Source organism: Microbulbifer maximicatervae (SeqCode), from assembly GCF_052468095.1.
Genome location: NZ_CP174332.1, coordinates 1,779,134 through 1,804,224 on the forward strand (window position 1 = coordinate 1,779,134; position 25,091 = coordinate 1,804,224).

General features: G+C 48.7%; 20 protein-coding genes. 15 read left to right on the plus strand and 5 right to left on the minus strand.

From position 1 onward, the window contains the following. The first annotated feature begins 2 nt into the window (after window positions 1-2). The 12 genes from ACJJIL_RS07635 (at window position 3) to ACJJIL_RS07690 (ending at window position 12,277) form a co-directional block, all read left to right on the plus strand. A complete protein-coding gene (locus tag ACJJIL_RS07635; RefSeq protein ID WP_108733655.1) occupies window positions 3-1,214 on the plus strand; it encodes an NADH:ubiquinone reductase (Na(+)-transporting) subunit B in 1,212 nt (403 codons plus the stop codon). Next, window positions 1,207-1,989, plus strand: a complete 783-nt coding sequence (locus ACJJIL_RS07640) for a Na(+)-translocating NADH-quinone reductase subunit C (protein ID WP_282932330.1) — start codon at window positions 1,207-1,209, stop codon at window positions 1,987-1,989. Before ACJJIL_RS07635 ends, ACJJIL_RS07640 begins: the two co-directional genes overlap by 8 nt. A gap of 2 nt (window positions 1,990-1,991) precedes the next feature. Beyond that, the gene (locus ACJJIL_RS07645) at window positions 1,992-2,648 is read left to right on the plus strand and encodes an NADH:ubiquinone reductase (Na(+)-transporting) subunit D (RefSeq protein ID WP_282932331.1); all 657 of its coding nucleotides are present in this window, start codon (window positions 1,992-1,994) and stop codon (window positions 2,646-2,648) included. A 3-nt stretch (window positions 2,649-2,651) separates the two neighbouring features. Further along, window positions 2,652-3,260, plus strand: a complete 609-nt coding sequence (gene nqrE / locus ACJJIL_RS07650; RefSeq protein ID WP_020413086.1) for an NADH:ubiquinone reductase (Na(+)-transporting) subunit E — start codon at window positions 2,652-2,654, stop codon at window positions 3,258-3,260. 17 nt (window positions 3,261-3,277) lie between these two features. Then, window positions 3,278-4,501 carry an NADH:ubiquinone reductase (Na(+)-transporting) subunit F gene (gene nqrF / locus ACJJIL_RS07655; protein WP_108733652.1) on the plus strand — a complete coding sequence of 408 codons (1,224 nt, stop codon included), beginning with the start codon at window positions 3,278-3,280 and terminating at the stop codon, window positions 4,499-4,501. A 14-nt stretch (window positions 4,502-4,515) separates the two neighbouring features. Beyond that, window positions 4,516-5,577, plus strand: coding sequence for an FAD:protein FMN transferase (locus ACJJIL_RS07660; protein ID WP_444933530.1), 1,062 nt, complete (start codon window positions 4,516-4,518; stop codon window positions 5,575-5,577). Further along, on the plus strand, window positions 5,574-5,816 hold the full coding sequence (nqrM, locus tag ACJJIL_RS07665) for a (Na+)-NQR maturation NqrM (RefSeq protein ID WP_282932334.1): 243 nt from the start codon (window positions 5,574-5,576) through the stop codon (window positions 5,814-5,816). Before ACJJIL_RS07660 ends, nqrM begins: the two co-directional genes overlap by 4 nt. Before the next feature lie 147 nt (window positions 5,817-5,963). After that, the gene (gene sthA, locus ACJJIL_RS07670) at window positions 5,964-7,361 is read left to right on the plus strand and encodes a Si-specific NAD(P)(+) transhydrogenase (RefSeq protein WP_108733649.1); all 1,398 of its coding nucleotides are present in this window, start codon (window positions 5,964-5,966) and stop codon (window positions 7,359-7,361) included. Beyond that, a complete protein-coding gene (locus ACJJIL_RS07675) occupies window positions 7,358-7,822 on the plus strand; it encodes a thioesterase family protein (protein ID WP_282932335.1) in 465 nt (154 codons plus the stop codon). The genes sthA and ACJJIL_RS07675 overlap by 4 nt, the downstream gene beginning before the upstream one ends. Before the next feature lie 96 nt (window positions 7,823-7,918). Further along, a complete protein-coding gene (locus ACJJIL_RS07680) occupies window positions 7,919-8,557 on the plus strand; it encodes a LysE family translocator (protein WP_413662427.1) in 639 nt (212 codons plus the stop codon). A 775-nt stretch (window positions 8,558-9,332) separates the two neighbouring features. Next, window positions 9,333-10,034, plus strand: a complete 702-nt coding sequence (locus ACJJIL_RS07685) for a YopT-type cysteine protease domain-containing protein (RefSeq protein WP_413662426.1) — start codon at window positions 9,333-9,335, stop codon at window positions 10,032-10,034. Window positions 10,035-10,693: 659 nt separating this feature from the next. Beyond that, window positions 10,694-12,277: a bifunctional AfsR/SARP family transcriptional regulator/alpha/beta hydrolase gene (locus tag ACJJIL_RS07690; RefSeq protein ID WP_445361589.1), complete on the plus strand. Its 1,584-nt coding sequence runs from the start codon at window positions 10,694-10,696 to the stop codon at window positions 12,275-12,277. Between the two features lie 99 nt (window positions 12,278-12,376). Here ACJJIL_RS07690 and ACJJIL_RS07695 read toward each other — a convergent pair whose 3' ends face one another. Continuing rightward, window positions 12,377-12,712 carry a hypothetical protein gene (locus ACJJIL_RS07695; protein WP_444917555.1) on the minus strand — a complete coding sequence of 112 codons (336 nt, stop codon included), beginning with the start codon at window positions 12,710-12,712 and terminating at the stop codon, window positions 12,377-12,379. Window positions 12,713-13,759: 1,047 nt separating this feature from the next. Here ACJJIL_RS07695 and ACJJIL_RS07700 point away from each other — a divergent pair. Together ACJJIL_RS07700 and ACJJIL_RS07705 are read left to right on the plus strand one after the other, a co-directional pair. Continuing rightward, entirely contained in the window at window positions 13,760-14,713 is a 954-nt protein-coding gene (locus ACJJIL_RS07700; protein WP_445361590.1) for a helix-turn-helix transcriptional regulator, read from the plus strand. A gap of 104 nt (window positions 14,714-14,817) precedes the next feature. Continuing rightward, entirely contained in the window at window positions 14,818-15,267 is a 450-nt protein-coding gene (locus ACJJIL_RS07705) for a GyrI-like domain-containing protein (RefSeq protein WP_413662422.1), read from the plus strand. Between the two features lie 32 nt (window positions 15,268-15,299). On the opposite strand, the gene ACJJIL_RS07710 is transcribed toward ACJJIL_RS07705, so the two are convergent. Continuing rightward, window positions 15,300-17,267, minus strand: a complete 1,968-nt coding sequence (locus ACJJIL_RS07710) for a DUF3604 domain-containing protein (RefSeq protein ID WP_445361591.1) — start codon at window positions 17,265-17,267, stop codon at window positions 15,300-15,302. 282 nt (window positions 17,268-17,549) lie between these two features. Here ACJJIL_RS07710 and ACJJIL_RS07715 point away from each other — a divergent pair, with 282 nt between their 5' ends. After that, the gene (locus ACJJIL_RS07715; RefSeq protein ID WP_282932344.1) at window positions 17,550-19,229 is read left to right on the plus strand and encodes an NAD-dependent malic enzyme; all 1,680 of its coding nucleotides are present in this window, start codon (window positions 17,550-17,552) and stop codon (window positions 19,227-19,229) included. A 44-nt stretch (window positions 19,230-19,273) separates the two neighbouring features. Here the strand turns inward: ACJJIL_RS07715 and ACJJIL_RS07720 are convergent, their stop codons facing one another. The 3 genes from ACJJIL_RS07720 to ACJJIL_RS07730 all read right to left on the minus strand — a co-directional run bounded on the left by ACJJIL_RS07720 (window position 19,274) and on the right by ACJJIL_RS07730 (window position 24,827). Beyond that, on the minus strand, window positions 19,274-20,578 hold the full coding sequence (locus ACJJIL_RS07720) for a patatin-like phospholipase family protein (protein ID WP_413662419.1): 1,305 nt from the start codon (window positions 20,576-20,578) through the stop codon (window positions 19,274-19,276). Window positions 20,579-21,107: 529 nt separating this feature from the next. Then, the gene (locus ACJJIL_RS07725; protein ID WP_413662418.1) at window positions 21,108-21,728 is read right to left on the minus strand and encodes a ligand-binding sensor domain-containing protein; all 621 of its coding nucleotides are present in this window, start codon (window positions 21,726-21,728) and stop codon (window positions 21,108-21,110) included. 963 nt (window positions 21,729-22,691) lie between these two features. Beyond that, window positions 22,692-24,827, minus strand: coding sequence for an acylphosphatase (locus ACJJIL_RS07730; RefSeq protein WP_445361592.1), 2,136 nt, complete (start codon window positions 24,825-24,827; stop codon window positions 22,692-22,694). Window positions 24,828-25,091 lie beyond the last annotated feature (264 nt).

Consider the following 25,091-nt stretch of genomic DNA (forward strand, 5'->3'; position numbering starts at 1 on the left):
GTATGTTGCGTAAATTCCTCGATTCGATCGAACCCAAGTTTCACAAAGGCGGTAAGTTCGAAAAGTTCTACGCCCTGTTTGAAGCGATTGACACCGGTCTGTTCCAGCCGGCAGACAAGACCAAAACCACTGCTCACGTGCGCGACGGTATCGACCTGAAGCGTATTATGATCACCGTTTGGGCTTGTGCTATGATCCCGGCGTTCTACGGTATGTGGAATATCGGTTTCCAGTCCAACACCATTCTGGAAGGTATGACCAACCCGGATCTGTCCGGCTGGCGTCACGCCATTATCGGCGCTCTGACTTCCTACAACCCAGCTAGCCTGTGGGACAACTTTGTCTACGGCGCTATGTACTTCCTGCCTATTTATGCGGTCACTTTTATTGTGGGCGGTATCTGGGAAGTCCTGTTTGCTGCGGTGCGCGGTCACGAAGTCAACGAAGGCTTCTTTGTAACCTCCATCCTGTTCGCCTTGACCTGTCCGCCGGATCTGCCTCTGTGGATGGTGGCTATGGGCATCAGCTTCGGTGTGGTTATCGGTAAGGAAGTATTCGGTGGTACCGGCAAGAACTTCCTCAACCCGGCTCTTACCGGCCGTGCCTTCGTATTCTTTGCCTATCCGGCAGCAATGTCTGGAGATGCGGTTTGGACTGCGGTTGACGGTTATACCGGTGCTACTGCGCTGTCTGTTATGGCCAGCGAAGGTATCCAGAACGGTATCGTCAATGCTGCTGTTGGCCAGGTAACCTGGTTCGACGCTTTCTTCGGTCAGATCCATGGTTCCATTGGTGAAACTTCTACCCTGGCTATCCTGATTGCCGGCGTAATCCTGATGGGCATGAAGATCGCCAGCTGGCGCATCGTAGCCGGCACTCTGCTGGGCATGATGGCCACCTCTTTCATGTTTAACATGATTGGTTCCGAGACCAACCCGATGTTCCAGGTACCCTGGTACTGGCACCTGGTAGTGGGCGGTTTTGCCTTCGGTCTGATCTTTATGACTACGGACCCTGTATCCGCTGCGATGACCAACACCGGTCGCTGGTGGTACGGCATCCTGATCGGGGTGATGGTTGTCCTGATTCGTGTGGTGAACCCGGCCTTCCCGGAAGGCATGATGCTGGCGATTCTGTTCGCCAACCTGTTCGCTCCGCTGTTTGACCACTTTGTGGTGCAGTCCAATATCAAACGGAGGTTGGCACGTGGCTAATAAAGATTCCGTAACCGGTACTCTGATTGTCGCGCTGGTAATGTGCCTGGTGTGCTCCGTAGTGGTATCCACCGCTGCGGTAATGCTGAAGCCTGCCCAGCAGGCGAATGCCGAGCTGGACATGAAGCGCAACGTACTGATGGCTGGCGGCCTGTTGAAAGACTCTCACGCTGATAAAGCGGAAGTCGAAAAGGCCTTCGCCGACGTAAAAATCAAATACGTCGACCTGAATACCGGTAAGTTTACCGATCAGGCTCCGGCTGGTGGCAGCGGTCGCGCTGCTGCCAAGATCCCGTCTGACAGTGAAAAACTGCCGGCTGACGAGGACACTGCCAAAATTATCCGCCGGGAAAATACCAAAGAGGTATACCTGGTAGAGAAAGACGGCAAGCTGGACAAGATCATTCTGCCGATTCGCGGTTATGGCCTGTGGGGCACCCTGTACGGCTTCCTCGCTCTGGAGAGCAACCTCGACACCGTAGCGGGCCTCGGCTTCTACGAGCACAAGGAAACTCCGGGACTGGGTGGTGAAGTTGACAACCCCAACTGGAAAGCCCAGTGGATTGGTAAGAAAGTCTTCAACAACCAGGGCGACGTGGATATCGCAGTGATCAAGGGTCAGGTTAACCCCAACAGCCCAGATGCGATTCACGAAGTAGATGGCCTGTCTGGTGCAACTCTGACCAGTAAGGGCGTTAGCAACCTGGTGAACTTCTGGTTGGGTAACCAGGGTTATGGTCCCTTCCTGAAAAACCTGAAAGCAGGGGAGGCATAAGCATGAAAATTAAAGATACTCTGCTAGAGCCGATTTTTAACAACAACCCGATCGCGCTGCAGATCCTGGGTATCTGTTCTGCACTGGCTGTTACCAGCTCGCTGCAGGTTACCCTGGTAATGTGTATCGCACTGACCTCGGTTGTGGCCTGTTCCAACGTTGCGGTATCCCTGATCCGCAAACAGATCCCGAACAGCATCCGTATCATTGTACAGATGACCGTGATTGCCTCTTTGGTAATCCTGGTAGATCAGCTGATCAAGGCCCTGGCTTACGACATCTCCAAGCAGCTGTCTGTATTCGTTGGTCTGATCATTACCAACTGTATCGTAATGGGCCGTGCGGAAGCCTTCGCTATGAAGAACCCGCCGCTGCCCAGCTTCTTCGACGGTCTTGGTAACGGTCTGGGATACAGTGTGATCCTGATCGGTCTCGCGGTGGTTCGTGAACTCTTCGGCGCCGGCAAACTGTTCGGTGTAGATATCCTGACTACCGTGAGCAACGGCGGTTGGTATATCCCCAACGGCCTGCTGCTGTTGCCGCCGAGTGCATTCTTCCTGATCGGCCTGTTCATCTGGGCGATCCGTGCCTGGAAACCGGCACAGGTGGAAGAAGATGAGTTCAAGATTGCGCCTAATTCCCAAGCGCAGGAGGCCTAATCCGTGGAACATTATATTTCTTTGATTATCCGCGCCGTTTTCGTTGAAAACATGGCGCTGGCCTTCTTCCTCGGTATGTGTACCTTCCTGGCGGTATCGAAGAAGATCGAGGCCGCTATTGGCCTGGGTGTTGCGGTTATCGTGGTGCTGACTCTGACAGTACCAGTGAACAACCTGATCTACACCTACCTGCTGAAAGACGGTGCACTGGCCTGGGCCGGTTACCCCGACGTGGACTTGAGCTTCCTCGGCCTGTTGTCCTACATCGGTGTAATTGCGGCACTGGTACAGATCCTGGAGATGTTCCTGGATAAATATGTACCGGCTCTCTACAACGCGCTGGGTGTATTCCTGCCGCTGATTACCGTGAATTGCGCCATCATGGGTGCTTCCTTGTTCATGGTTGAGCGCGAGTACGCGTTTGGCGAGAGTGTTGCTTATGGCTTCGGTGCTGGCCTCGGCTGGGCACTGGCGATTACCGCTCTGGCCGGTATTCGTGAAAAGCTGAAGTACAGTGACGTTCCGGATGGACTGAAAGGTCTGGGTATCACCTTCGTAACTGTTGGTCTGATGTCCCTGGGCTTCATGTCCTTCGGTGGCATCGATATCTAAGCGGGGAAAACAATAGAATGAGTATTGAAATTATCCTCGGCGTAGCGATGTTTACCGTCATCGTTTTGGCGCTGGTAGCGGTGATCCTTGCGGCCCGCTCGCGCCTGGTAAACACCGGCAACGTCAACATCCTGGTTAACGGTGAGAAGACTCTCACCGTACCGGCCGGCGGCAAGCTGCTGCAAACCCTGGCTGCCAACAACCTGTTCCTGGCCTCCGCCTGTGGCGGCGGCGGCAGCTGTGCGCAGTGTATCTGTAAGGTGAATTCCGGTGGTGGCGATATGCTGCCGACTGAAGCGGCTCACTTTACCCCGCGCGATGCAAAAGAAGGCAAGCGTCTTTCCTGTCAGGTTGCGGTTAAGCAAGACATGGAAATCGAAGTGCCGGAAGAGGTGTTTGGTGTTAAGCAGTGGGAATGCACTGTGGAATCCAACCCGAACGTGGCCACCTTTATTAAAGAGCTGACCCTGCGTCTGCCCGAAGGTGAAAACGTTGACTTCCGCGCTGGTGGTTACGTACAGCTGGAAGCTCCGGCTCACCATGTCAAGTTTGCCGACTTCGATGTCGAAGAGCAGTACCGTGGCGACTGGGAGCACTTTGGCTTCTTCAAGCTGGAGTCCAAAGTGACCGAGCCAGTGGTTCGTGCTTACTCCATGGCTAACTACCCGGAAGAGAAAGGTGTTGTTAAGTTCAACATCCGTATCGCGACTCCGCCGCCCCGCACTGAGGGCATTCCGCCGGGTCAGATGTCTTCCTACGTTTTCAGCCTGAAGGCAGGTGACAAGATTAAGGTGTACGGTCCCTTTGGTGAGTTCTTCGCCAAGGAAACTGACAACGAGATGGTATTTATCGGTGGTGGTGCCGGTATGGCGCCAATGCGCTCACACATCTTTGATCAGCTCAAGCGCCTGAACTCCACCCGTAAGATCAGCTTCTGGTACGGCGCGCGCTCCCTGCGCGAGATGTTCTACGAAGATGACTACAACGGTCTGGCTTCCGAGTTCGATAACTTCCAGTGGCATGTGGCTCTGTCCGATCCGCAGCCGGAAGACAATTGGACCGGTTACACCGGATTCATCCACAACGTGGTATATGAAAACTACCTGAAGGACCACCCGGCTCCGGAAGATTGTGAGTACTACATGTGTGGGCCGCCCATGATGAACGCGGCAGTCATCAATATGCTCAAGGACTTGGGTGTAGAAGATGAAAATATCCTGCTGGATGACTTCGGCGGATAATTGGAGGGCTTAGCTTGCTAAAAGCAATCACAGGCCCGACAAACTCAAAAACAGGGCCCGTCTTTACGGCCCTGTTTTTGCTTTGGGCGGCTGTAATTTTATCGGCTTGTGCTCCTTCGCCGGAGTCCTGGCAGTTGGCTGGCCGCACCATGGGAACCAGCTATCACATCACCGTCGTTCAGGTGCCCTCTGGGCTGGAGCAGGGTGAGTTGCAGCAGTTGATCGACGATGAGTTGCAGCAGGTCAACCAGGAGATGTCGACCTATATCGACGACTCTGAGTTAATGCGCTTTAACCAAAGCCCGGTAGGGCAGGCGATCCCGGTTAGCCAACACTTGGCGGATGTACTGGAAATGTCCCTGGATATTTATCGCCGCAGTGAAGGCGCTTTCGAGGTGACGGTCGGCCCTCTGGTCAACTTGTGGGGTTTTGGTCCCCAGCCCGAACCGGAGCATATCCCCTCAGATAAAGACATTGCCGATCTGCTAACCGTCGTCGGTTCCGATGCGTTAACCCTGACCCGTAAGCCAGACACTGTTATCAAGAGCCGCCCGGTTGAGGTGGATCTTTCAGCGATTGCCAAGGGCCATGGCGTTGATCGGGTTGCGGAGCTATTGGAAGACCTGGGTATTCGAAACTACTTGGTCGAAATTGGCGGTGAACTGCGAACTAAGGGTGTGAATCCAAAGGGTAAGACCTGGGTAATTGGCATTGAAGTACCCAGCGCGGCAGGGCAGATGGTGCAGGAGCCAATCGCGGTGAGTGGGAAGGCAGTAGCTACGAGTGGAGACTATCGCAACTACTACGAAAGGGATGGTGTTCGTTACTCCCATAGCATTGACCCACGCTCCGGGCGGTCCATTAAGCACAAATTGGCATCGGTAACCGTGATTGCCGACACCTGTGCAGAAGCCGATGGTCTGGCTACCGCGATCAATGTCCTCGGTGCTGATGCCGGCATGGCGTTGGCAGAAAGAGATAATCTAGCCGTCTTTATGGTGGTGAAAACTGATTCAGGTTTCGAAGAGCGTTCTAGCTCTGGCTTTAAACCTTATGTAGAGAGGTCTGAGAAGTGACAATTTTCATATTTGCCTTTGTGGCCATGTTGCTCGTTGTTGCCGGTATGGCGATCGGGGCCATGGTTCAGAACAAACCGTTAAAGGGAACTTGTGGCGGGCTCAACAATATCGGCATGAAGCAGGATTGCACAGTCTGCGGTGGCGATGACGATGAGTGTGAAAAGGAACAGGAGAGGCAAAGACAGCAGCAGATGACTGCCGAAGATCTCGCTTACGACGCATCTAAACGCAAGTAAGCTTTCTCTCTCCAACAAGCCCGTGATCAACGGGCTTGTTGTTTTATGTCATTGGCACAAGTGGTGCCGATAACCGTATATTTAGTATTGAGTAAATGGCGTTAGCGCGCTGTGGACTCCGTTTGGAAAATAGAATTAGAGCATTTAATGGCAGAGCAAAAGTTTGACCTGGTAGTAATTGGTTCTGGCCCGGCTGGAGAGGCCGCCGCAATGAGCGCAGCAAAAAAGGGCATGCGCGTTGCGGTTATTGAAAAGCGTCAAGTGGTTGGTGGTAATTGTACTCACAAAGGTACCATTCCCTCCAAGGCGCTGCGCCACTCTGTCAAACAGTTGATGCGTTATAACACCCAGAGCGTTTTTCGCGCATTGGGTGAACCCCGCCGCCTTACTTTCCCCCAGGTAATGCAGACGGTGAATAAAGTCATTTCCTATCAGGTGGAAATGCACACTTCATTTTATGCCCGCAACCGGGTTGAGCTGATCGTCGGCGAAGCCAAGTTCCGCGATGAACATACTGTCGAGGTGCTTATGCCCGATGGTGCGGCGGAAACTATTACAGCGAAGAAGTTTATTATTGCTACTGGCTCACGCCCTTATCGCCCCGCCGATGTAGACTTTGATCACGAACGGGTCTACGACAGCGATATGATCCTGGACATGCAGCACACCCCTCACTCCATTATGATCTATGGTGCTGGTGTTATCGGCTGTGAATACGCGTCTATCTTCGCTGGCCTCGGCGTTAAGGTGGATTTGATTAATACCCGTAACAGCCTGCTGGAATTTCTCGATGATGAGATTTCTGATGCGCTGAGCTATCACCTGCGCGATATGGGCGTGACTGTTCGCCACCAGGAGGAGTATGCGCGGGTACTGCCCAATGAGCAGGGCGTAATTATGGAGATGCAGTCCGGCAAACGTATCCATGCGGATGCACTGCTCTGGTGTAACGGCCGTACTGGTAACACCAGCTCCCTCGGCCTGGAGAATGTCGGTCTGGAAGCGAACCATCGCGGACAATTGAGCGTTGACGATCACTACTGTACCGAAATTGAAAATATTTTTGCGGTCGGTGATGTGATTGGCTGGCCCAGCCTTGCCAGTGCCTCTTATGACCAGGGGCGTGCGGTTGCAGCAGCGATTGCGGGCCGTGGCCATCGAGTAATTGAAGATGCGCCTACCGGGATTTATACCCTTCCAGAGATTTCCTCTGTGGGTAAAACCGAATCAGAGCTCACCGCAGCCAAAGTACCCTACGAAGTGGGCCGCGCACTGTTCAAGCACACTGCGCGGGCGCAGATTTCTGGTGAGCGCGTAGGCATGCTCAAGATTTTGTTCCATATCGAGACTCACGAAATCCTGGGCATTCACTGCTTTGGAGCAGAGGCTGCTGAGATTGTGCATATTGGCCAGGCCATTATGAAACAACCAGCACCGAATAATTCAATCGATTATTTCGTTAATACCACCTTTAACTACCCCACCATGGCAGAGGCATATCGCAGTGCTGCACTGGATGGGCTCAACCGGGTTGCCCGCCTATGACAGAACCCTCACCCAGTGAGTTTCAGGCGTTGGTAAAGGAATTTTTTGAGCAGATTCCTTTTAATCAACAAATTGGACTTGAGATGCGCGACCTGGACCTGGAGGCGCTCACACTTTCCGCAGGCTTTGAACTGAACCCACAGTTGATAGGCAATGTGTGGAAGAACATCCTGCACGGTGGCGTAATTGCCACCGCCCTGGATACGGTTGGTGGTTTGACCGCAATGGTCGCCGCCTACCAGCATCTGGGAGATGTGCACTGGAAAGAAAAAGTGGATCGCCTATTAAAGCTGGGTACGGTCGACATGCGTGTAGACTACCTAAAGCCGGGCAGGGGAGAACACTTTCTCTGCCATGGCTCAATTCTGCGCACCGGTAACAAGCTGGTTGTAACGAGAATGGAGTTGATTAACGACACGGATGAATTGATTGCTACCGGTACGGCAACTTACCTGTATTGACCTTAGTCCGAGCCAACCCTTGGCTCGGCGACCTCCTTAGATATACCCCTTAGATGTACCCCTTATCCACTGGCTTTCTTTAAGGTGTTTATTATTATGAGTGAAATCCTCGCATTTGCTGCAATCTCTCTTTTGTTGGTTATTTCACCAGGGCCGAACAGCGTCCTGATTCTTAAAACAGTAGCTAGTAGGGGGCTGAGGCCGGGAGTGGAGAATATTTTTGGGCTGGTTTCAGCAACATTTGCCCATGGTGCCATTTCGATCTTGGGTTTATCGGCGATTATATTGCAGTCGGCTGAAATTTATACATTCATCAAATATCTTGGGGCCGCCTACCTGGTTTATTTGGGAGTGAAAACGATATTAGCCACACTATCAAAATCTTCCGTGAAGGATACAGGGGATGAATTGTTACCAATTACAGCAGCTCCTGGGAACTCATTCCGAAATTTTGGAGAGGGTTTCCTGACTCAGATTCTTAACCCCAAAGTATCGATGTTTTATCTCGCGGCCTTTCCGCAGTTTATCTCAGTTGGCAGCTCTAGTTACTATGAGGCTTTCCTATTGGTCTCACTTCATGCATCAATAATATTCCTGTGGTTTCTGGCACTTGCGACTATGTTGTCGAAGTGGAAAGTGGCTTCCATTGGTGGGAATATGCAAAGATGGGTTCAGCGTTTTAGTGGTGGCCTATTGATTGGTTTTGGCAGTTTAGTGGTTCGCCAGGATACTTAAGATTCTCTCGTGTAACTGATGTTGTTTCGAGGGCTTCCAGTATTTATTCCTTCCGCCCTAGGTTAAAACTTCCCCTGGCGGGTAAGGAGCACAACAGTAGCAATATCCCTCCGAGACAAAAAAGAGCCACGATATAGTGGCTCTTTAGCCTTTTTGATCCAAGTTCATTGATTCTTACTTCTGATCGTTTGTTTATGTCTCTTTTGAGTACGTTATGCGGTGTAGCGAAAGGTACGGATTGGTGCCTGTTCACCGAGGGTAATTAAATCAATGTGTTGATTTAAAATTAACTGGGTGTTTAGTTAAATTGCTGTACTGATAAGTATATTTAAAACCAGTCTCTATTCAGAGGCCCCTTAAGTAAACCGAAATACCTTGATGCCTGTAGTGAATTTTAAATAACAGTAGTTATTTTGTGGTTGTTTTGCCTGATGGCGACATTGATCGCTTGTCGTGGACTTGTAGTCTGTAAAAATATAGCATGTTGAAAGCGTTATATTTTCGACCATTCAAACTAATATAGTCATTACTAAGCTGCGTTTTAATTTTAAGGTTCCCTTAAAGGTGGGTGATACCTCAGTGTTTTGTTTGTCACTTTTTTGTGATGAGTTGATCGGTTGAGGTGCATTCTTTGAATTTTGTCGTGCTTTTTAAAGGAAATGTTCGGGTGATATTTTTTCTAATAATAATTAATCACTAAATTTGCACATTGTTTGCATAAAGCCCGGATAATATAAATAAAGCCGAATATTCGGTTGTGATGTGAGGATAAAAAATGCCAAGTTTACTGAATAGTGATGCAAGTGCGTCCAATTACGGTGGGCAGTTAACCTGGAAATTCAGCCAGGGAAGCTATTCAAAAATCACCAAAAAGCATCCACATACCAAGGGTGGGATTTGTGAGGCTCTGTCAGTTAGCTGGGTCAGTAAAGCCCTTCAGTCGGGGCTTCAGGATGCGTTAACTACCGGTGGCAGTATTGATGATACAAAAATAGCCGTGGTCGCTCAGAGATTTGCCTCTATGTATCGATTTAAGTTTGCAAATGGAACTGAGGGTAGGCCTAGCACATCTTTTGAGATGATTAAGGAGACTAAACAATATTTGGAATCTCAGGGGTTTCGCAATATTGGGCAGGCGGGTAGCGGTATTGCACAGAAGAAAAAAAGTCCTTCGTTGAAAGATCAGTTCGCCGCATCTTTCGATGTTCTTGAATCTAAAGACTGCTTCAAGCAGCAGTCCAATACTATCCACTGCGTCTTAAGGACAGCTGGTACTGGTTGGGGACATGCGATGGCATTTCGTGTTGAGCCATCTGCTGATAAAGTAAGTTATTTTTTTGATCCTAATAAGGGTGAGTTTAAATTTCTTAAATATTCACAATTTAGAAAGTGGTATGAGCACTATCATAGTGATTCGAGATTATATAGAACTTCAAGGGCTTTGGGGTTTGATATCTTTGTGCATAGCGACAGATAAATTAGGGCTTGTGAGTTAGCGCTTGCGCATTTGAAGAGCACTTTGGATAGTTGGGTAGGGTGTCTACGGGTTGTAAACCTAGAGGAGCCGCTCTCCCTTCTACTTTAGGCTTATTCAGTTTTTATTTTGACCTTCCGTTTTTCGTACGTGTCTTAGCCTAAACTTTGAAAGGCCTTTGTGAGTCAAAACTCCGGCTATTCTCCTGAATTATAAGTCTCGCGCTGACATAGTTTTTGAGTTTGTAAAAATAGGTTTTTAACTCACTTTCAATATGTTCACTTGGCCTCCCAATACTTTTTTCTACTTTTTATAATTTCCGATGATATGTTCGCCTGGCTCAGGGGTATTCAGCCCTTTTCTTGGGTCTATTTTTGGCGTTCTCAGTATCTCTTGAAGAGGCTATCGGATTAGACCAATCTTTCAATTTCAGTCTAGACCCTCAAAGAAACCTAGCGGAGTACGCTTTTGGGGGTAGGGATAAGCCTCACAGCGGCGTTTATACTGTCATTGCCAAGCGACTCGGAATAAGGGGTTTTGGCAGAGGGTTTCACATCTTTCGCGAGCGGTGTTTGCAGCTAACAATTATCCTTGAGAAAATCACCGGCGCCTTTCTCTGAGAACTGCTAGTACCTTACATTTCAGGGGTTAATAACTTATCAATGGGAATCTCAATCCAAATGCTGGGCGACCTTCTTGTCTCCCGTGATGGCAGCCCAGTTAATCTACCACCCTCAAGAAAAACTCGAGCACTTTTGGCTTTCTTACTGTTGGCTGCGAGACCTCACAGGAGGGATCGCTTATGTGAGATATTCTGGGAGCTGCCCGATGATCCGCGTGCCTCCCTGCGCTGGTCTTTGAGTAAAATTCGATCCATTGTCAACGACCCAGAAATAGAGCGCCTCATTGCTGATAGAGAGCGTGTCAGCTTGGATACGGAAGGCATTTGTATTGATGTTGCCGAAATAGCACTTAAGCTTGATTCCCCCGGCGTTTTGGCAGCAGAGCTGGAAGATATCCATCGACAGCTGCAGGAGCCTTTCCTGGATGGGATCGATCTGCCCGATCAAGAACTATTTCAACGGTGGTTGCTGTCTGAACGTCAAGAGATTGTTCAATTGCAAGGGAGGGCGCTGTCCCGCTTGTCCTCTCACCCGGGTGTTCCTATACCGGACCAGTTAACTTGGGCCCGCAGCTGGGTGGCATTGGAGCCCTATAACCCAAACGCTGCAACGCAGTTACTGCATTTGTTGAGCTCATTGGGATTGAGTAGTGAAGTGGAGTTTGAACGGACAAGGCTTGCTGAAAGATTCCGCAAAGCAGGCATTACATGGTCGCCCTGCAGGCTTGGTGAGTCGGTAGCTCAGGAGTCCGGTGATGATTTAGCTACGGGGCGTAAACTGCTAACTCAACAGAAGGTTGAATTTTGTACGGCCAGCGATGGTGTGCGTATTGCCTATGCCAAGATGGGAGAGGGGCTTCCAATAGTTAAAGCCGCAAACTGGTTGAGTCATTTAGAGCATGACTGGGACTCTCCCATATGGAGTCCATTGTTTCGGGAGCTTTCTGTCGACCACCAGTTTATTCGTTACGATGAGCGTGGGAATGGCCTGTCGGATTGGGAGGTTGAAAATATCTCTTTTGAGTCGTTTGTTACAGACCTTGAGACTGTTGTCGATGCCTGTGAAGTTGATAACTTTACTTTGCTAGGTATATCGCAAGGAGCGGCAGTATCTATTGAATATGCAGTAAGACATCCAGAGCGAGTTAGGCAGCTGATTTTGTTTGGGGGTTATCACGCAGGTTGGCGAATAGGTGCCAGTGAGACCACGGTAAAAGAGCGCGAAGCAGTAATGACCCTGACAGCGACGGGCTGGGGGCAGGATAACCCTGCTTATCGGCAGATTTTTTCCACGACATTTATGCCAAGCGCGAATGCCCGCGAATTAGAGTGGTTTAATGAGTTTCAGCGGCTGACTACTTCGCCGGAAAATGCTGTCCGCTTCCTATCGGTTTTTGGCAGTATTGATGTGCGGGACATGCTTAAAGAGATTAATGTGCCCACTTTAGTGATCCATTCACTAGGGGACCAGCGTATTCCTGTTCAAACGGGCTGTGAAATTGCTTCTGCTATACCTGGTGCTCGATTTGTTGGTCTTAATAGCGACGGTCACTTACTCCTGGGGCGGGAGCCTGCTTCCAATGTATTTGTGGAGGAGGTTCGTCAATTTATATCAAAGCATTAATCGCTGATAGTGATGCCTATAAAAATAATAAGAGGGAGGGCGGCTCTGTGGTGCAGCCACCCTGCTCAAAAACCACCAACTAAAGCTCTCAAGGGTTGGCTAGAGGTAAACAGCCAGTTCTTTAGCTGAAAGATAGCGAATAGATGCTTCTGGAAATTTTCGAATGATATCGAGGGCGGCGGAGCGGGCATCGGCCTCATCGGCATATATATTGGGGAGTTTAACATTGGAGGTTGTTCTACCCGATATATAGCGCATTACCACGATATATCGCCCTTTCCATTTGCCCCAAAAAACGTCATTAGGAGCATTGTTGACTGAGGGCTTTTCAGGAGCTGCTTCTTTCTCTTCCTGGGGCTTAAGCTCCAACTCAGCTTCTTGCTCCCACATAAGTTGGGCAAGCCGATTTAATTCTTTAGAGTAACTAGTTGACATAAATCTCAAAGGCTTAAGAGTTTATTGGTTTAGGGTGTTTTGCTGATTACTAATACTGGCAAATTAAAGAGTTAACAGAAAAGATCTTAATAAATACTAATCTATAGTTGAAATATAGAGGTTAAGTATTGGTATGATCTTATCCGCTTGCATAGTTTATATATAAAAATTCTCTCAATTTGCCAATAAATATTCCGCTTGGTTCCATGGCACCTATTTGGTGCAAAGTCTGTCATGACGAGCCGAGGGATATTGTTAAAAGCTATCTTCTCACATTTTAGAAAAAAATCATACCTGGTACAAATCAAATGTTTATTAAGTTTAAAGATAGTTAAGTTAACAGCTGCATTACCCGGCAGTATCTTTGTGATTACCTAGCGGTTTTTGGGTGATTACACCAGAGTGAGGGGCTTAATCAGGCAAATTGTTTGGGTTTTCCATAATTTACAAAGCCAGTAGATGGTTATGGGGCCTGTTTTAGATATCTTTTGCCAAATACCTGAGGTCTCTCATTACCACCGGGCTGCTAGTGAATACTTAGGGTTTTTAAGTCAGTAATTTTCATATGGTGACACTATTTCTAATAGAATAGGCGATGCTTAAACCTCACAATCCCTCACTCTCAGAGACTCCTCTTGTTCCGTTTAAGGTAGTGTAAATAAATGTAAAGGGTGCATTGGGGTGTCTACTTGCTTTGTCGCGCATGAAGAATAATTGAATTTTGGAAGGGCCCGCTAAGTAGTGCAGGATTGTATGTTCCTGTTTATAGGTTAATTTATGAGACCTTCCCCTTATCCTGGCTAATAAAGTTGCCCTTCCTAAAGAGGTTGGCACTTTAGTCCTGCAAATAGTTTCGCTGTATCCGCCTTTCAAATGATTCTTCAAACGCTCAATTCAACGATTGTGGGTTTTAATGGCTGAACTCGAAAGCGGCTTTGTCTCCCCCTTGGTGACCACGCACCCCGTGCACGGATCTCTTGATGAGTGCTCCCTGAGCACAGTGGAAACAAAAGTGTCGTGATTGGAGCTTGGCTTCAGCTGAGTCAGGTGAAGCGTAAAGATACAGAAGAAGTAAATTTAGTGGTGAATTCCATGATTGCCCCTCGCCAAAAGGATTTGGACACTCACATAAGGCAAAATGTCTTATTTGAAAGTCAGTATTTAGGTGACTTGTTTCGGTTTCAAAAGATACTTGTTTCACCAGATGGAAATGTTTCAATTGGGTTTTCTTCAGATTTTAATCTGACAATGGTGATTTCAGGTGTTGCTGATATCAATAGTGATGCTTGCGAATTCCCTATGGCTTCGGGGGAGATCTGGCTATCGGGTGAAATGAGCCATGTTACAGTTGATAATTTGTCTGAGGGAGAAGACCTAGTAATCATCTGTGCGAGTATCAGCCCGGTCATGCTGACACGATTTTATGAGCGACACACTCGCGTACTGATTAAAGCAAAGAACGCTCTTGCATCCAGCGTGACAACGCTTCCCAAAAGCGGGCCTTTTGTTTTTCCAGAGTGTGACTTGACACGCTTTACTTTGGATTCACTGAGTGCATTTAGCAAGTTAAATGATGAGAGTTTGAATTATTTAAAGCTGGAAGAACTACTTCTCTTGAAGCTGCAGGGAGCTTGTGGTTGCCGCTTAGCTGACGAGTTGCTTCGGAAGGTTAATCCGGTGAACGAACGTTTCCGTCGATTTATGGAGGAAAATGCTACTCAGCACTGGTCTGTAGCAAATTATGCTAAACAGATTGGGATGAGTCTCACATCATTCAAGAATAAGTTTGGCCAAGTCTTTAAAGCTGAGTCACCAAAGGCTTGGATTAACGAACGTAGGTTACAACATGCTGATATTCAGTTGAAGACTACCAATAAGCGTTTAGTCGATATAGCTCTGGAGAGCGGATTCTCAAGTCAATCTTATTTTACCCAGCTTTATAAATCGATGTATGGGTACCCCCCTTCAGAGGTAAGGCAGAAATCCGTAAAGTCAGCTTGAAAAGGTACTTGTGATTTCTTGTGACCGTGTGCGCCTGGCCAGTTCCCGGAGAGCTGTTATAGTATTCGGCACTCTACGAATAACTAAATAATTGGTCCATAAAAATGGAAGTTAGAGAATTAGAAGGCCTGGAATTAGTGGGTTTTTATACCCGCACTAAGAACGCTAATGAGTCTGACCCAAAAACAGCAAAGATAACGCCAATGTGGGAGCGCTTCGGCGCAGAGGCTGCCCCCAAATTAAGGGGCAACCCTAAGGTATTTGGTGTTTACTCCAACTACGAATCTGACCATACCGGCTTTTTTGATGTCTATGCATGTTCAGATATGTTGTCGAAGGATATGTCTGAGGATTTCAAGTCGATTCAAATACTGCCAGGCAAATACCTGATGTTTTCCGCCAAAGGGGAAATGCCTCAGGTCGCCATTGATTTGTGGGGCGAGGTTTGGAGTTACTTCGCTGCGGAGGATTGCCCCCATCAGCGAGCTTTCACCACAGATTTTGAGCAGTATGTGGATGGAAATGAGGTTCAGATAGCCATATCCATCAAGTAATTGAATCGCGTATATATACGGGCTATTTGACTCTAGGGTGAATACCAAATTGGCGAGCTGAATGCTCGCCCCTGCTGGGTAAGGGGTACTTTTTCATCCATTTCAGTACCGAAGCGTACCTTGTCAAATAGAGTCCATCGGGGAGTGGGTATCTCCAGGGCGCGCAGGTAGTAGACGGCTCTTTCCTTGGGGTTAAAGTCGGGATCTTTGAATACCGCGATTAGCTGAGGGGAGCCGATGGAGTTGGTGTATTCCGCCGTCTTCATATCCACAGTAGTCCCAACTGGGGGTAGTTTTCCCTCGGTATCCAGCTTACGGCTTCCAGACCACTTCACATTAAAGATCTTCTCCCGGGTGAGTCCGCTGCTATCCAACCAGCCCTTGATGATTTGGATACGGTCCAGGTTGGCGCCCTCAGGGTCTTTCAGTGCTGCGATAAGGAATGTCGGTGCCTGTCCCTCACTGGCTTGAGGTAGCTTCCCGCCCATTGGCACGCCTTTTTTATAGCCATTGGCGACCAGATCACCGTGAATATCCTCATCGTTATAGTCATAGCCTCCAAAGAAGCGAACTGAGATCCGGGGGCCTGTGGTGGCGAAAGTCTCCTTGCGGTACATCGCATCCCATATTGCCTCCCGGGTATTCTCGTTGGCCCAGACTCCCGTAACGCCTGAGGCAGCTTGTTCCCAGCCGAAGTACTCTCCACCAACTCCCTTGAGCAGGGGAAATGCCCAGCGCTCCTTGTTGCTGGGTTCCAGGGTCTTGAACTTGCCAAAGAAGTTGTCCTGGTCCGGTGTCGAAAGCCCGGTATGGGTGTCGGTGGCTGCGTTTGCGCCTAGCACGAAAGGGTTGGTGCCCAGCTTCTCCTCCAGGCGTAGGCCAGACTTGAGTGCCTCCCTCCAGTACTCGTATTGCAGGGCACCGGGGGGCTTGGGCTTTAAGATCAGGTTGCCTCTATCCCACAGATCCCAGTTGGCAAATTCATCTTCCGGGGAGAGGGCAGGGTGGGACTCACTTTGTCCCTTTACCTGCACCAGCTCATAAAGGGGTTCATAGCGGGCGCGCATTTGTGCCCACTCTGGAGTGAGTTCGGAGCCATCAAACTGACGCTCGATAAACATACGGCCATTAGACATATTGCCGTTGTGGGGGATGGCGAGCACCCGCCCGCCGGTTTTGTCTTCGTAGGCCTTCATCCACTCCCAGAGTTTTACCGGGTTTTCGGTATCAAACGTGGTTAGGGGGAGCAGGGTCTTAGTGCGGTCTGCGCCATCACGAAAAATAATATTGCGGTGCAGGTTGTCGCCACCATCGGCGTTAACTGTCCACTCAAAGGCGATAAAGGTAGAAAACTCTCCGGGTTTGTAATATTTCTCTGCGGCTTCAACGGTTTTTTCCCAGGTGGATTTCATCCATTTGGGGTCCATTACCTGCTCGGGCAGTTTGCCTTCTGATTGAAGCACGATGACTTCACTTTTTGCTTCATTGGTCGCTTCTTCGCTGCCTGAAATTAATGCCTCGTGCCATTTTTTCAAGGTGGCATTGGACATCATTTCCGGATTGCCATCGACGATCTCGCTGATAACTCCCATGCCGTCTGAATGATCGGTGATCATGAACCAGTCGTAAGGGCGGCTGAGCTTGGCTTTCAGTCCGCTGTTGGAGGTAACAGTTTCTCCCAGGGCAAACCGATAGGCGTCATCGGGAGTAAGAATTGCGCCATCCAATCCCGCATCTACCGACCAGCCAGTATGGACATGTGTATCGCCAAAATAGACATTGCGAGCGATGCGTTTATCGCTGTCCCGTTGGGCTTCCAGCTCCGCTTCTATCTCCGGTGCCATCGCTGTAAGCGGCCTTTGTTTTTCTGGAGTGGCGCTCTCTGTCTGTCGGGCGTTTGAATTTGTATTTTTATCTCCGTCGGGCTTTTTACTGCAACTATAAAGGTTGAGTACAAGAATAAAGAGGAGCAGGGTTAATCCAGCTTTGCTCTTGTGCATCGATGGCGGCTCCATTTCCTGAATGTGTCGGATCACTTTTTAACTGAAAAGAATTCGTTGCGAAGAGAAGATAAATTACAGCTAGCATAGTTGAGCGACTCTGTGTATTCGCGAATTGGGCCACACTGGGGGCCTTGTTATCTATCGGCACAATAGATAGTCTTCGGCCCCAGTTGAGTTAGCACATTTATGCAACTTCAAGAACATGGTTGGCTAATTCAGTCATATTGAAATATGGCTACGCAATAATCATCGCTTCGGGCGATAGGCAAAAGCAGGCATATGAGTAACAACGAAAAGCGTCCACTTTACATCCCCCATGCAGGCCCCTCCCTACTGGAAATACCACTGCTCAATAAAGGCAGCGCATTTAGCTTGGAAGAGCGTCTCGAGTTTAATTTGGTCGGTCTTCTGCCGAATACCGTTGAGACGATTGAAGAGCAGGCCAAACGCGCTTACCTCCAATTCCAGCAGTGTAAGACTGGCCTGGAAAAACATATCTACCTGAGGGGAATCCAGGACGACAACGAGACGTTGTTTTTCTATCTGATCGAACATCATACGGAAGAGATGCTGCCGATTATCTACACCCCCACTGTAGGTGCAGCTTGTGAAGAGTTTTCCAGTATTTATCGCAACCACCGGGGATTATTTGTCTCCTATCCGGACCGGGAATACATCGACGATATTCTGCGCAGCGCCACTAAAGAGAACGTCAAAGTCATTGTGGTGACCGATGGCGAGCGGATACTCGGGTTGGGTGATCAGGGTATCGGCGGCATGGGTATCCCTATTGGCAAGCTCTCCCTGTATACCGCCTGTGGCGGCATCAGTCCGGCTTATACCTTGCCTGTCACCTTGGATGTTGGCACCAATAACCGCACTTTGCTGAATGATCCCATGTATATGGGGTGGCGCCATGAGCGGATTTCCCAGGAAGAGTACGATGAATTCCTGGAGCAATTTATTGAAGCGGTAAAACGTCGCTGGCCCAAGGTATTGGTTCAGTTTGAGGATTTTGCCCAAACCAATGCCACGCCGTTGTTAGAGCGCTATCGCGACCGCCTGTGCTGTTTTAATGATGATATTCAGGGCACGGCGTCTGTAGCACTGGGCACTATCCTGGCTGCCTGTAAGACCTGGCAAGAAACCCTCGCCGCGCAGAAGGTGACGATAGTGGGTGCCGGCTCAGCCGGGTGTGGTATTGCCGAGCAAATCGTTAGTGCAAAAGTGCAGGCCGGTCTATCCGATGCTGAGGCTCGTGAACAGATCTTTATGTTCGATCGCTACGGGCTTGTGACTTCCGATATGAAAGGCCTACACGATTTCCAAGCGGCTCTAGCCCAAGACCCGAGCAAGTACGATGGAGTGTCCAGCTGGAATCTTGAGACGCTGATCGGCAATGTTGAGCCCAGCATCCTGATTGGTGTTTCGGGGCAGGGTGGCTTGTTTACCCAGCCAGTAATCGAAGCTTTGCATAAGGGGCACCGCCGTCCTTTGGTGATGCCACTGTCAAACCCCACATCCCGAGCTGAAGCGACTCCAACTGAGATATTCAGCTGGACCAAGGGCGAGGCTTTGGTAGCTACCGGCAGCCCCTTTGCAGCGGTAGAAATCGATGGTCATCACTATGCGGTAGCGCAGTGTAACAATGTCTACATATTCCCAGGTATTGGCCTCGGCGTGATTGCTTCCGGTGCTTCGAAAGTGACTGACAGTATGTTGATGGCAGCATCCAACGCCCTGGCAGAGCAGGCGCCGGTGGTGAAAGATGGCGAGGGCGCCTTATTGCCACATCTAAATGATATTCGCGAGGTGAGCATGCATATTGCCAGGGCAGTAGCTGCCCAGGCGCAATTGGATGGCGTTGCGCCCAAGGTGAGCCGTGAGCATTTAGAGCGTTTGCTAGAGCGTAACTTCTGGCGTGCAGATTACCGCTCTTATCGTCGTCGCTCTTTCTAAATGAGAGTGCTGGGCCCGCTGCGACTATCGCATCGGGCCTGCATTTAAGCCAGCTTTTCCCCGGTATAGAAGGAGTCCGGCTGGCGCAATACCAAGTAATCCTCCCAGTGGAATCCCTGATTCAAAAACTCAATTGCTGCATTGACGCCAGATAAGAACAGGTGTTCGCAGTGGTGGTCCGGCATGGAAAAATCCAGCCAGTGCGGGTTTTCTCCGGTATCGGTGGGGTTGATGGGGATTTCTTTTACCAGCGCATGGTATTCAGCGTTCAAGCTCGCGCGCACATGGTTGTCGAGCATATTGCGACAAGTGCTGATCAGCCCCATCGCAAACCTTCCTACCTTATCTGATTTTGGCTGGTACAGGTCCACTTCCAACTTGATCCCAAATGTTGGCAATTTGGGGGTGCCGATGGGTTTATGGAAGATATCGAAAGGGAAGTTGGAGACAAGGCCGCCGTCAACAAATTCAATATCTTTGGGAAAGCCAGCGCGGAAAAAACGTTTGGGATCACCGATACCTTTAATGCTGCGCCAATTCTCGGCGACAGTATTGCACTCACTTAATTGGGGGATGCCCTTTACGGTGTAGGGCTTAAAGAAACCGGGTACCGACATGGAGGCACGTACGAACTCCGCGGGGTTTACTGCGCTCGGATTATCGAAGTAGAGCGGCGCCTTGGCTGGAAATACCGCGCGGGTCTCGGTAGTGATATCCGCTGCCACCAGGGCAACCTCGCCGCTACCTATCAAGTGATCTGGTGTGCCGCGGTACAGAAGCTGTGGGAACTGGTTAATTCTCTGGTTGAGCTGTGCGGTGTTGGTGATGCCCAGCTGTTTCAACTCCGTTTGTAACCACTGGGTAAAGGTATCTCCCGGATTTAGCCCCTTATGTCTGAGCAGGTGCCGCAAGGTGCGGATAGAATCGAAGGGGTGCAGTGCCAAACTACTCATCAAGCCTTTGCCCTTGAGCAGGCGCTGTACCGTATTGCGTGCATAGCGCTCGCCATCTTCAAAACTGGCAAAGTCGGCATTGGCGAGGATACCCAAGAGCTTTTCGCTCTTGCCAGTGCTCGGTGTACCGGCCGCTGCCAAGAAGAGCGCATTGATGGCACCCGCTGAGGTTCCAGCAATTTTGCGAAACCGAATTCCCGCCTTTTCCAGAATGTAGGTATATCCGACCAGGGCGATCCCCAGCATACCGCCACCTTCCATCACGATATCGACATACTGAAGGCCCTGGTTGTCCTGTACATCACTGAATACTTTTCCTTCAATGGTGGACTTGGATGCCTGCCAGTGTGCATCCGCTTTTGCGATGGCGTTTTCAACCCATGGCGATTTTTGCATGTCGGCTTTCCGTACTGTGACAGCGATCTACAAGAGAATTTAGACAATTTATCCGCTTGTAGGTGAAAAAGGCAGGGTATCACCCAGAATCAAATTCGTCATAGCATCTAGTCGTCTTTATTTGCTTTTCCCCTTGAATACTACTTGACTCATTAAACGACGAAATATCTCGCTGTGGCTGTGTTTGGAGATATAGCAGGATTCGTACTTACTGGCATGGTCGATGCAATGGCGTGGTGCTTACCTGATGGAGACTGAGGGTGAGTCGTTCAGGAGGACGATGTCATTTGCGAGAACAGCTTCCCTTCACTGCGAAGTGGGAGGTCCACTTGTCCAGCTCTTGAAACCCACTGAGAGCTTCATTTATTGGTTGGAAAATGGTTTGGTTAGGGGAGTATCTAGTTGTTGGATTATTTACTTGATAAGTACCACGCCCCACCCAAAAAGGTCCAGAGGAGCACTTTTTGGGTGGGGCAACGAAATAGCTTGAAAATAATGAATATTATTCAGCAGATAAAGTTATTGCCTATTAAATTGAGACACCCATATTGCCTTCAGTACCGACACAGAATCCAAATATTTCATGGAAAAAGAGGCTTTTACATTCAAAATTGGAGGCGATATGGAAAGTGTCATTTGGGAATTTGGGGTCGTGAAGTCCCAGGTTGTGCTCGGTTCCCACGCAGTAGATATCATTTCTTGGGTCACCGGGTCTAAAGGCTATCCAATCCAGTTTCCAGCCGCCGAGATCACCCTGATCATCCCACTTGCCGTCAATGGGGTTCCATTGACCTACATTACCGTCAGCGCCTACACACCACATTACTCCAAAGTTATCGAAGGCAATCATTTTTAGGGGCCAGGGCTTTTTAATCTCAGGTTCCTCCCAGGCTCCAGCGGTGGTATTCCACTTGGCAAGATTACCTTTAGTCCCAACGCTCCACATGGCATTTGACTTGTCAAATGCAATCATTTTGGAATCCCAGGATTGGTTGTACTCTTTTTTGTCAACGAGACCAAAAGTTCTTGAATTCCACTTTCCGATATTATTTGAAGTTCCAACGCACCACAGGTTATCTTCTCTATCAAAGGTGACCATATTTAAATGCCACGTTGAGAGAAATCCTCTATCTTTAAAGTTCATTTCCATGATAAACCTCCTTAGGGTTTTTGGATTAGGGCTTTCTGATACCCAGGTGTGTCAAAATTTTAAGGCTTAAAGTGAATTCATTTGAAAGCTAGTAAATAATTCAGTTTGAGTTTTGATTGCATTTTGTTGACAGTTTTCAGATAAAAAGTATGCGCAGCCTTTTGAAAGAAAAGATGTTTTAGATGCGCTTAGCACTTTCCAGCAAAGACTTATATTGTGCTGGCCTTTTTATTTTCCATTCGCTGGCTGTGGTCTATCCAATGGCGGCTATTACTGCAAAAAGTGAGATTGTAGCTTTGTGGCTAATTATATTTCTATTTACTAAAAGGCTGGGTTAGTTAATAGAACTGGCCACTCGGCTTGATAAAAACCTCCTAATCAGTTGTTTCAAGCGATCTTAAAGCAAAGGGCTGTGGTTTAAAATCCTCCTCGACTAAAAGGGCGGGGATTACTACAGGTGGTTAGTGCCTTTTGGTAGTGGTTAGTCAATATAAGGCCGATTAGGTCTCTCAAATAGCGCGGGTTAGTTGGATTGATTTTTATAGGTTTTCACCTTGGCGCGTTTACCAAATAATTCTGACTTGTGGGATAGGATTTCTGTCAGCTTTTCTCAGTGATGTAGCAGTTTCGAAATACTTAGGTAAACAGCCTCGCTTGAGCGGCGGGTATTTATTTATTGCATTTTCTGGGAGGTTTTTTCAGGCAGAAAACAACTGTTACTAAAAGCGGAGAGTGAAATAAATACATGGCGCTCATGCTTTCTACTGCTGCTACAGGAACAAGGGGGGCGTTGAGGATTGTGATGATTTTCTGAGAAGCCAGGTGATGACGGTCTCCCCGGTTGATTTGAGTCCCGGGAAAGAAGCTCTCAATACGGCGAGGCTACGCGACATAGCGTCGGTCTGTGGCGGATACATACGCCAGCTTCATTGTATTGAGTAGTGGCTGACGGTCATTGGAACTTCACTCTTTCAGCGAAGTTCCAGGATGTGCGGCAGAACTTGAGTGATCAACCCGAAAGCCTTGATATTCGGTGATGGGGAGAGGTTCCAGATCGATATCGAAGCTTGGCTTTTCATGTGGGCCATATGCACATTGGTCAAGTAACGCGGCAAGGGCGGTATGAGAGCCCTGCGCCCATATCTCTACGCTTTTGTCAGGTCTATTCAATACCTTTCCGACGATGCCCTTGCTAAATGCTGAACGTTGAACCCACTTTCGATATCCAATACCTTGAACTTTTCCTTTGACCCTGATTCTCCAGTGCTGCAACTGAATTATGGTTTGTTCCAACTTGGGAAAGAGTTGCAGTAGCAATGCCGAGGCGACATCGCGCCCAACACCATAAGTGGGAAAGTAATGCCAATCTAGCGAGGGGCTACATGTGATTTGGCTTACCATCCAGTACTGAGATGGTAATGGCCGACTAATGTCTTCTGCGACTATGTCGACTCCCGCAATTAGTGGATTAAATAGAGCCTCTACAGATTGGGTCGCAATTGATGCGAAATCTGCATGCAATATTTCACTGACGTCGCGAAAAAATTCTCCGAAGCGCTGTTGGTGTGTCTCAATGTTATTACTTTCATAATTGCGGATTGGCTCTATCCCTCTTTCCAATGCGGCAACAACCTGTCCGCCAATGGTAAGGACACGAAATTTTCGGAGCCGAGAAGGCACTTTACCAGGATCATGAGTGGCTGAAGTCAAGCTCGTATTGATCCCTGCTTCGTTTAGCCTGTTGTTTCGTAATACACGGTTTAGGCAGGCACGACGCGCAACTTGAGGCACAACATCGGGGGTCGATTGATGAAACAAGACATGTTTGTCGCCGTATACGATACCAGAGATACTGGTGCTGATGTTGTAGGGCTTCAAATCGTATTTATACGCAGCCAAGCTGATCAGCACGTTTTGTCGGTTTCTGAATCTTGGTGTGTAGAATGGATAGTTCCATGGTGCCGCTAGTCGTATAGGGTGGAACTCGGGACAATACTGACCTTTCTCGACGTGCTGAATGGTGCGGGCTGGCCCGGAGGCACTGAATAGATATTCCAGAAGTAGCCTTGGGAGGTCGATCGGTTTACCAAAATCAGGAAAAACTGGTGTTGAGGTTGCAGAGTTTGTATTGACTTCGATCACATAGGGAGAGCTGGCTGTCTCGGAAGAGTAGTCAGGGACAATAATATCCACTCCAACATAGTAAATCCCAGGAAACGCACTGGCTGCACGCTCTGCAACCTGAATGACCTCAGTGTCGAGCCTGTCCAATAATTGAATACTTTCTCCTCCCGCAGAAATATTTGCTACGCCCGCCAACCAGACGCGTTCTCCTTCAGCAGGCACATATTCACGGGAGATACCATTCACATCCAGCAGTTCTGTTCTGAGTATGTAGTCCGAGTCCACTCGATACTTTGGATTGCGTTTGCTTTTATTGTTTTTTTTCTCCGAGATTAGTTCGTTGATGTTATGCCTTCCATCTCCAATGACGTTGGGTGCAATTCTCAGGCAGGCAGACACCGCGCATCCCCCGATAACATTCACTCTCAAGTCGCAGCCACTGATATGGCGCTCGATGATTATTTTATTTGATTTGGCGCTGGCGGTTTTCCAGGCATCTTGCAATGCATTGACCGATGTGATCCCCGTGGTAATACCTCGGCCATGACTACCTGTAACTGGCTTGATGACCACAGGGTAGTGAAGTGTTGAGAAATAGTCTGTTGCAGCTTTAATATCGTCGAAGACCCGACCTGTTGCCACGGGGACACCATTCCGAGCAAGCAAGTCTTTCGTCAGATGCTTCTGTTGAGCGCAAGCACGATAGGCCTCAGATACCAGTGCAGAGTTTCCGCAAAAGAGTACATATTTTTCTTGATATGTAATCTTGTATAAATCTTTGGAGTAATAGTCGACCTGCATTCCCATATCTTTGGCTGTTTCAGTAATCAACAGCTGATTAATTTCTCCTTTCATTCCGAAATACTTCGAATCGAGATAGCTATTTTCACGCTCAAAGAGGTCGCTTTTTAGCAGGTTATCTAAGGAGAAAGAGGGTGATTGCTTGGCATTGACGTTTTCAACAATTTGGGGCATGGCTGAACACTATTCACTGCATTGATGGGAGATTTGAACTGAGAAGCGCAATCAAAAAGGCAAGTATCCTGCCGAGAGTCAGGCCGCTCGTCATAGTATCTGAGACCACTTCGCAAGAATTGGGTGATGGCAAGCTTGCTAACATTTTGGCGTCGATAAGATTGAACAGCGAAATGCAGGATGATTCTTGCGGAGCCTTAGCCAGATTCTCTCAATTGGATATAGGCAGGCGCAGTATGATTGTAGTCAATGGGATGCTGCTGA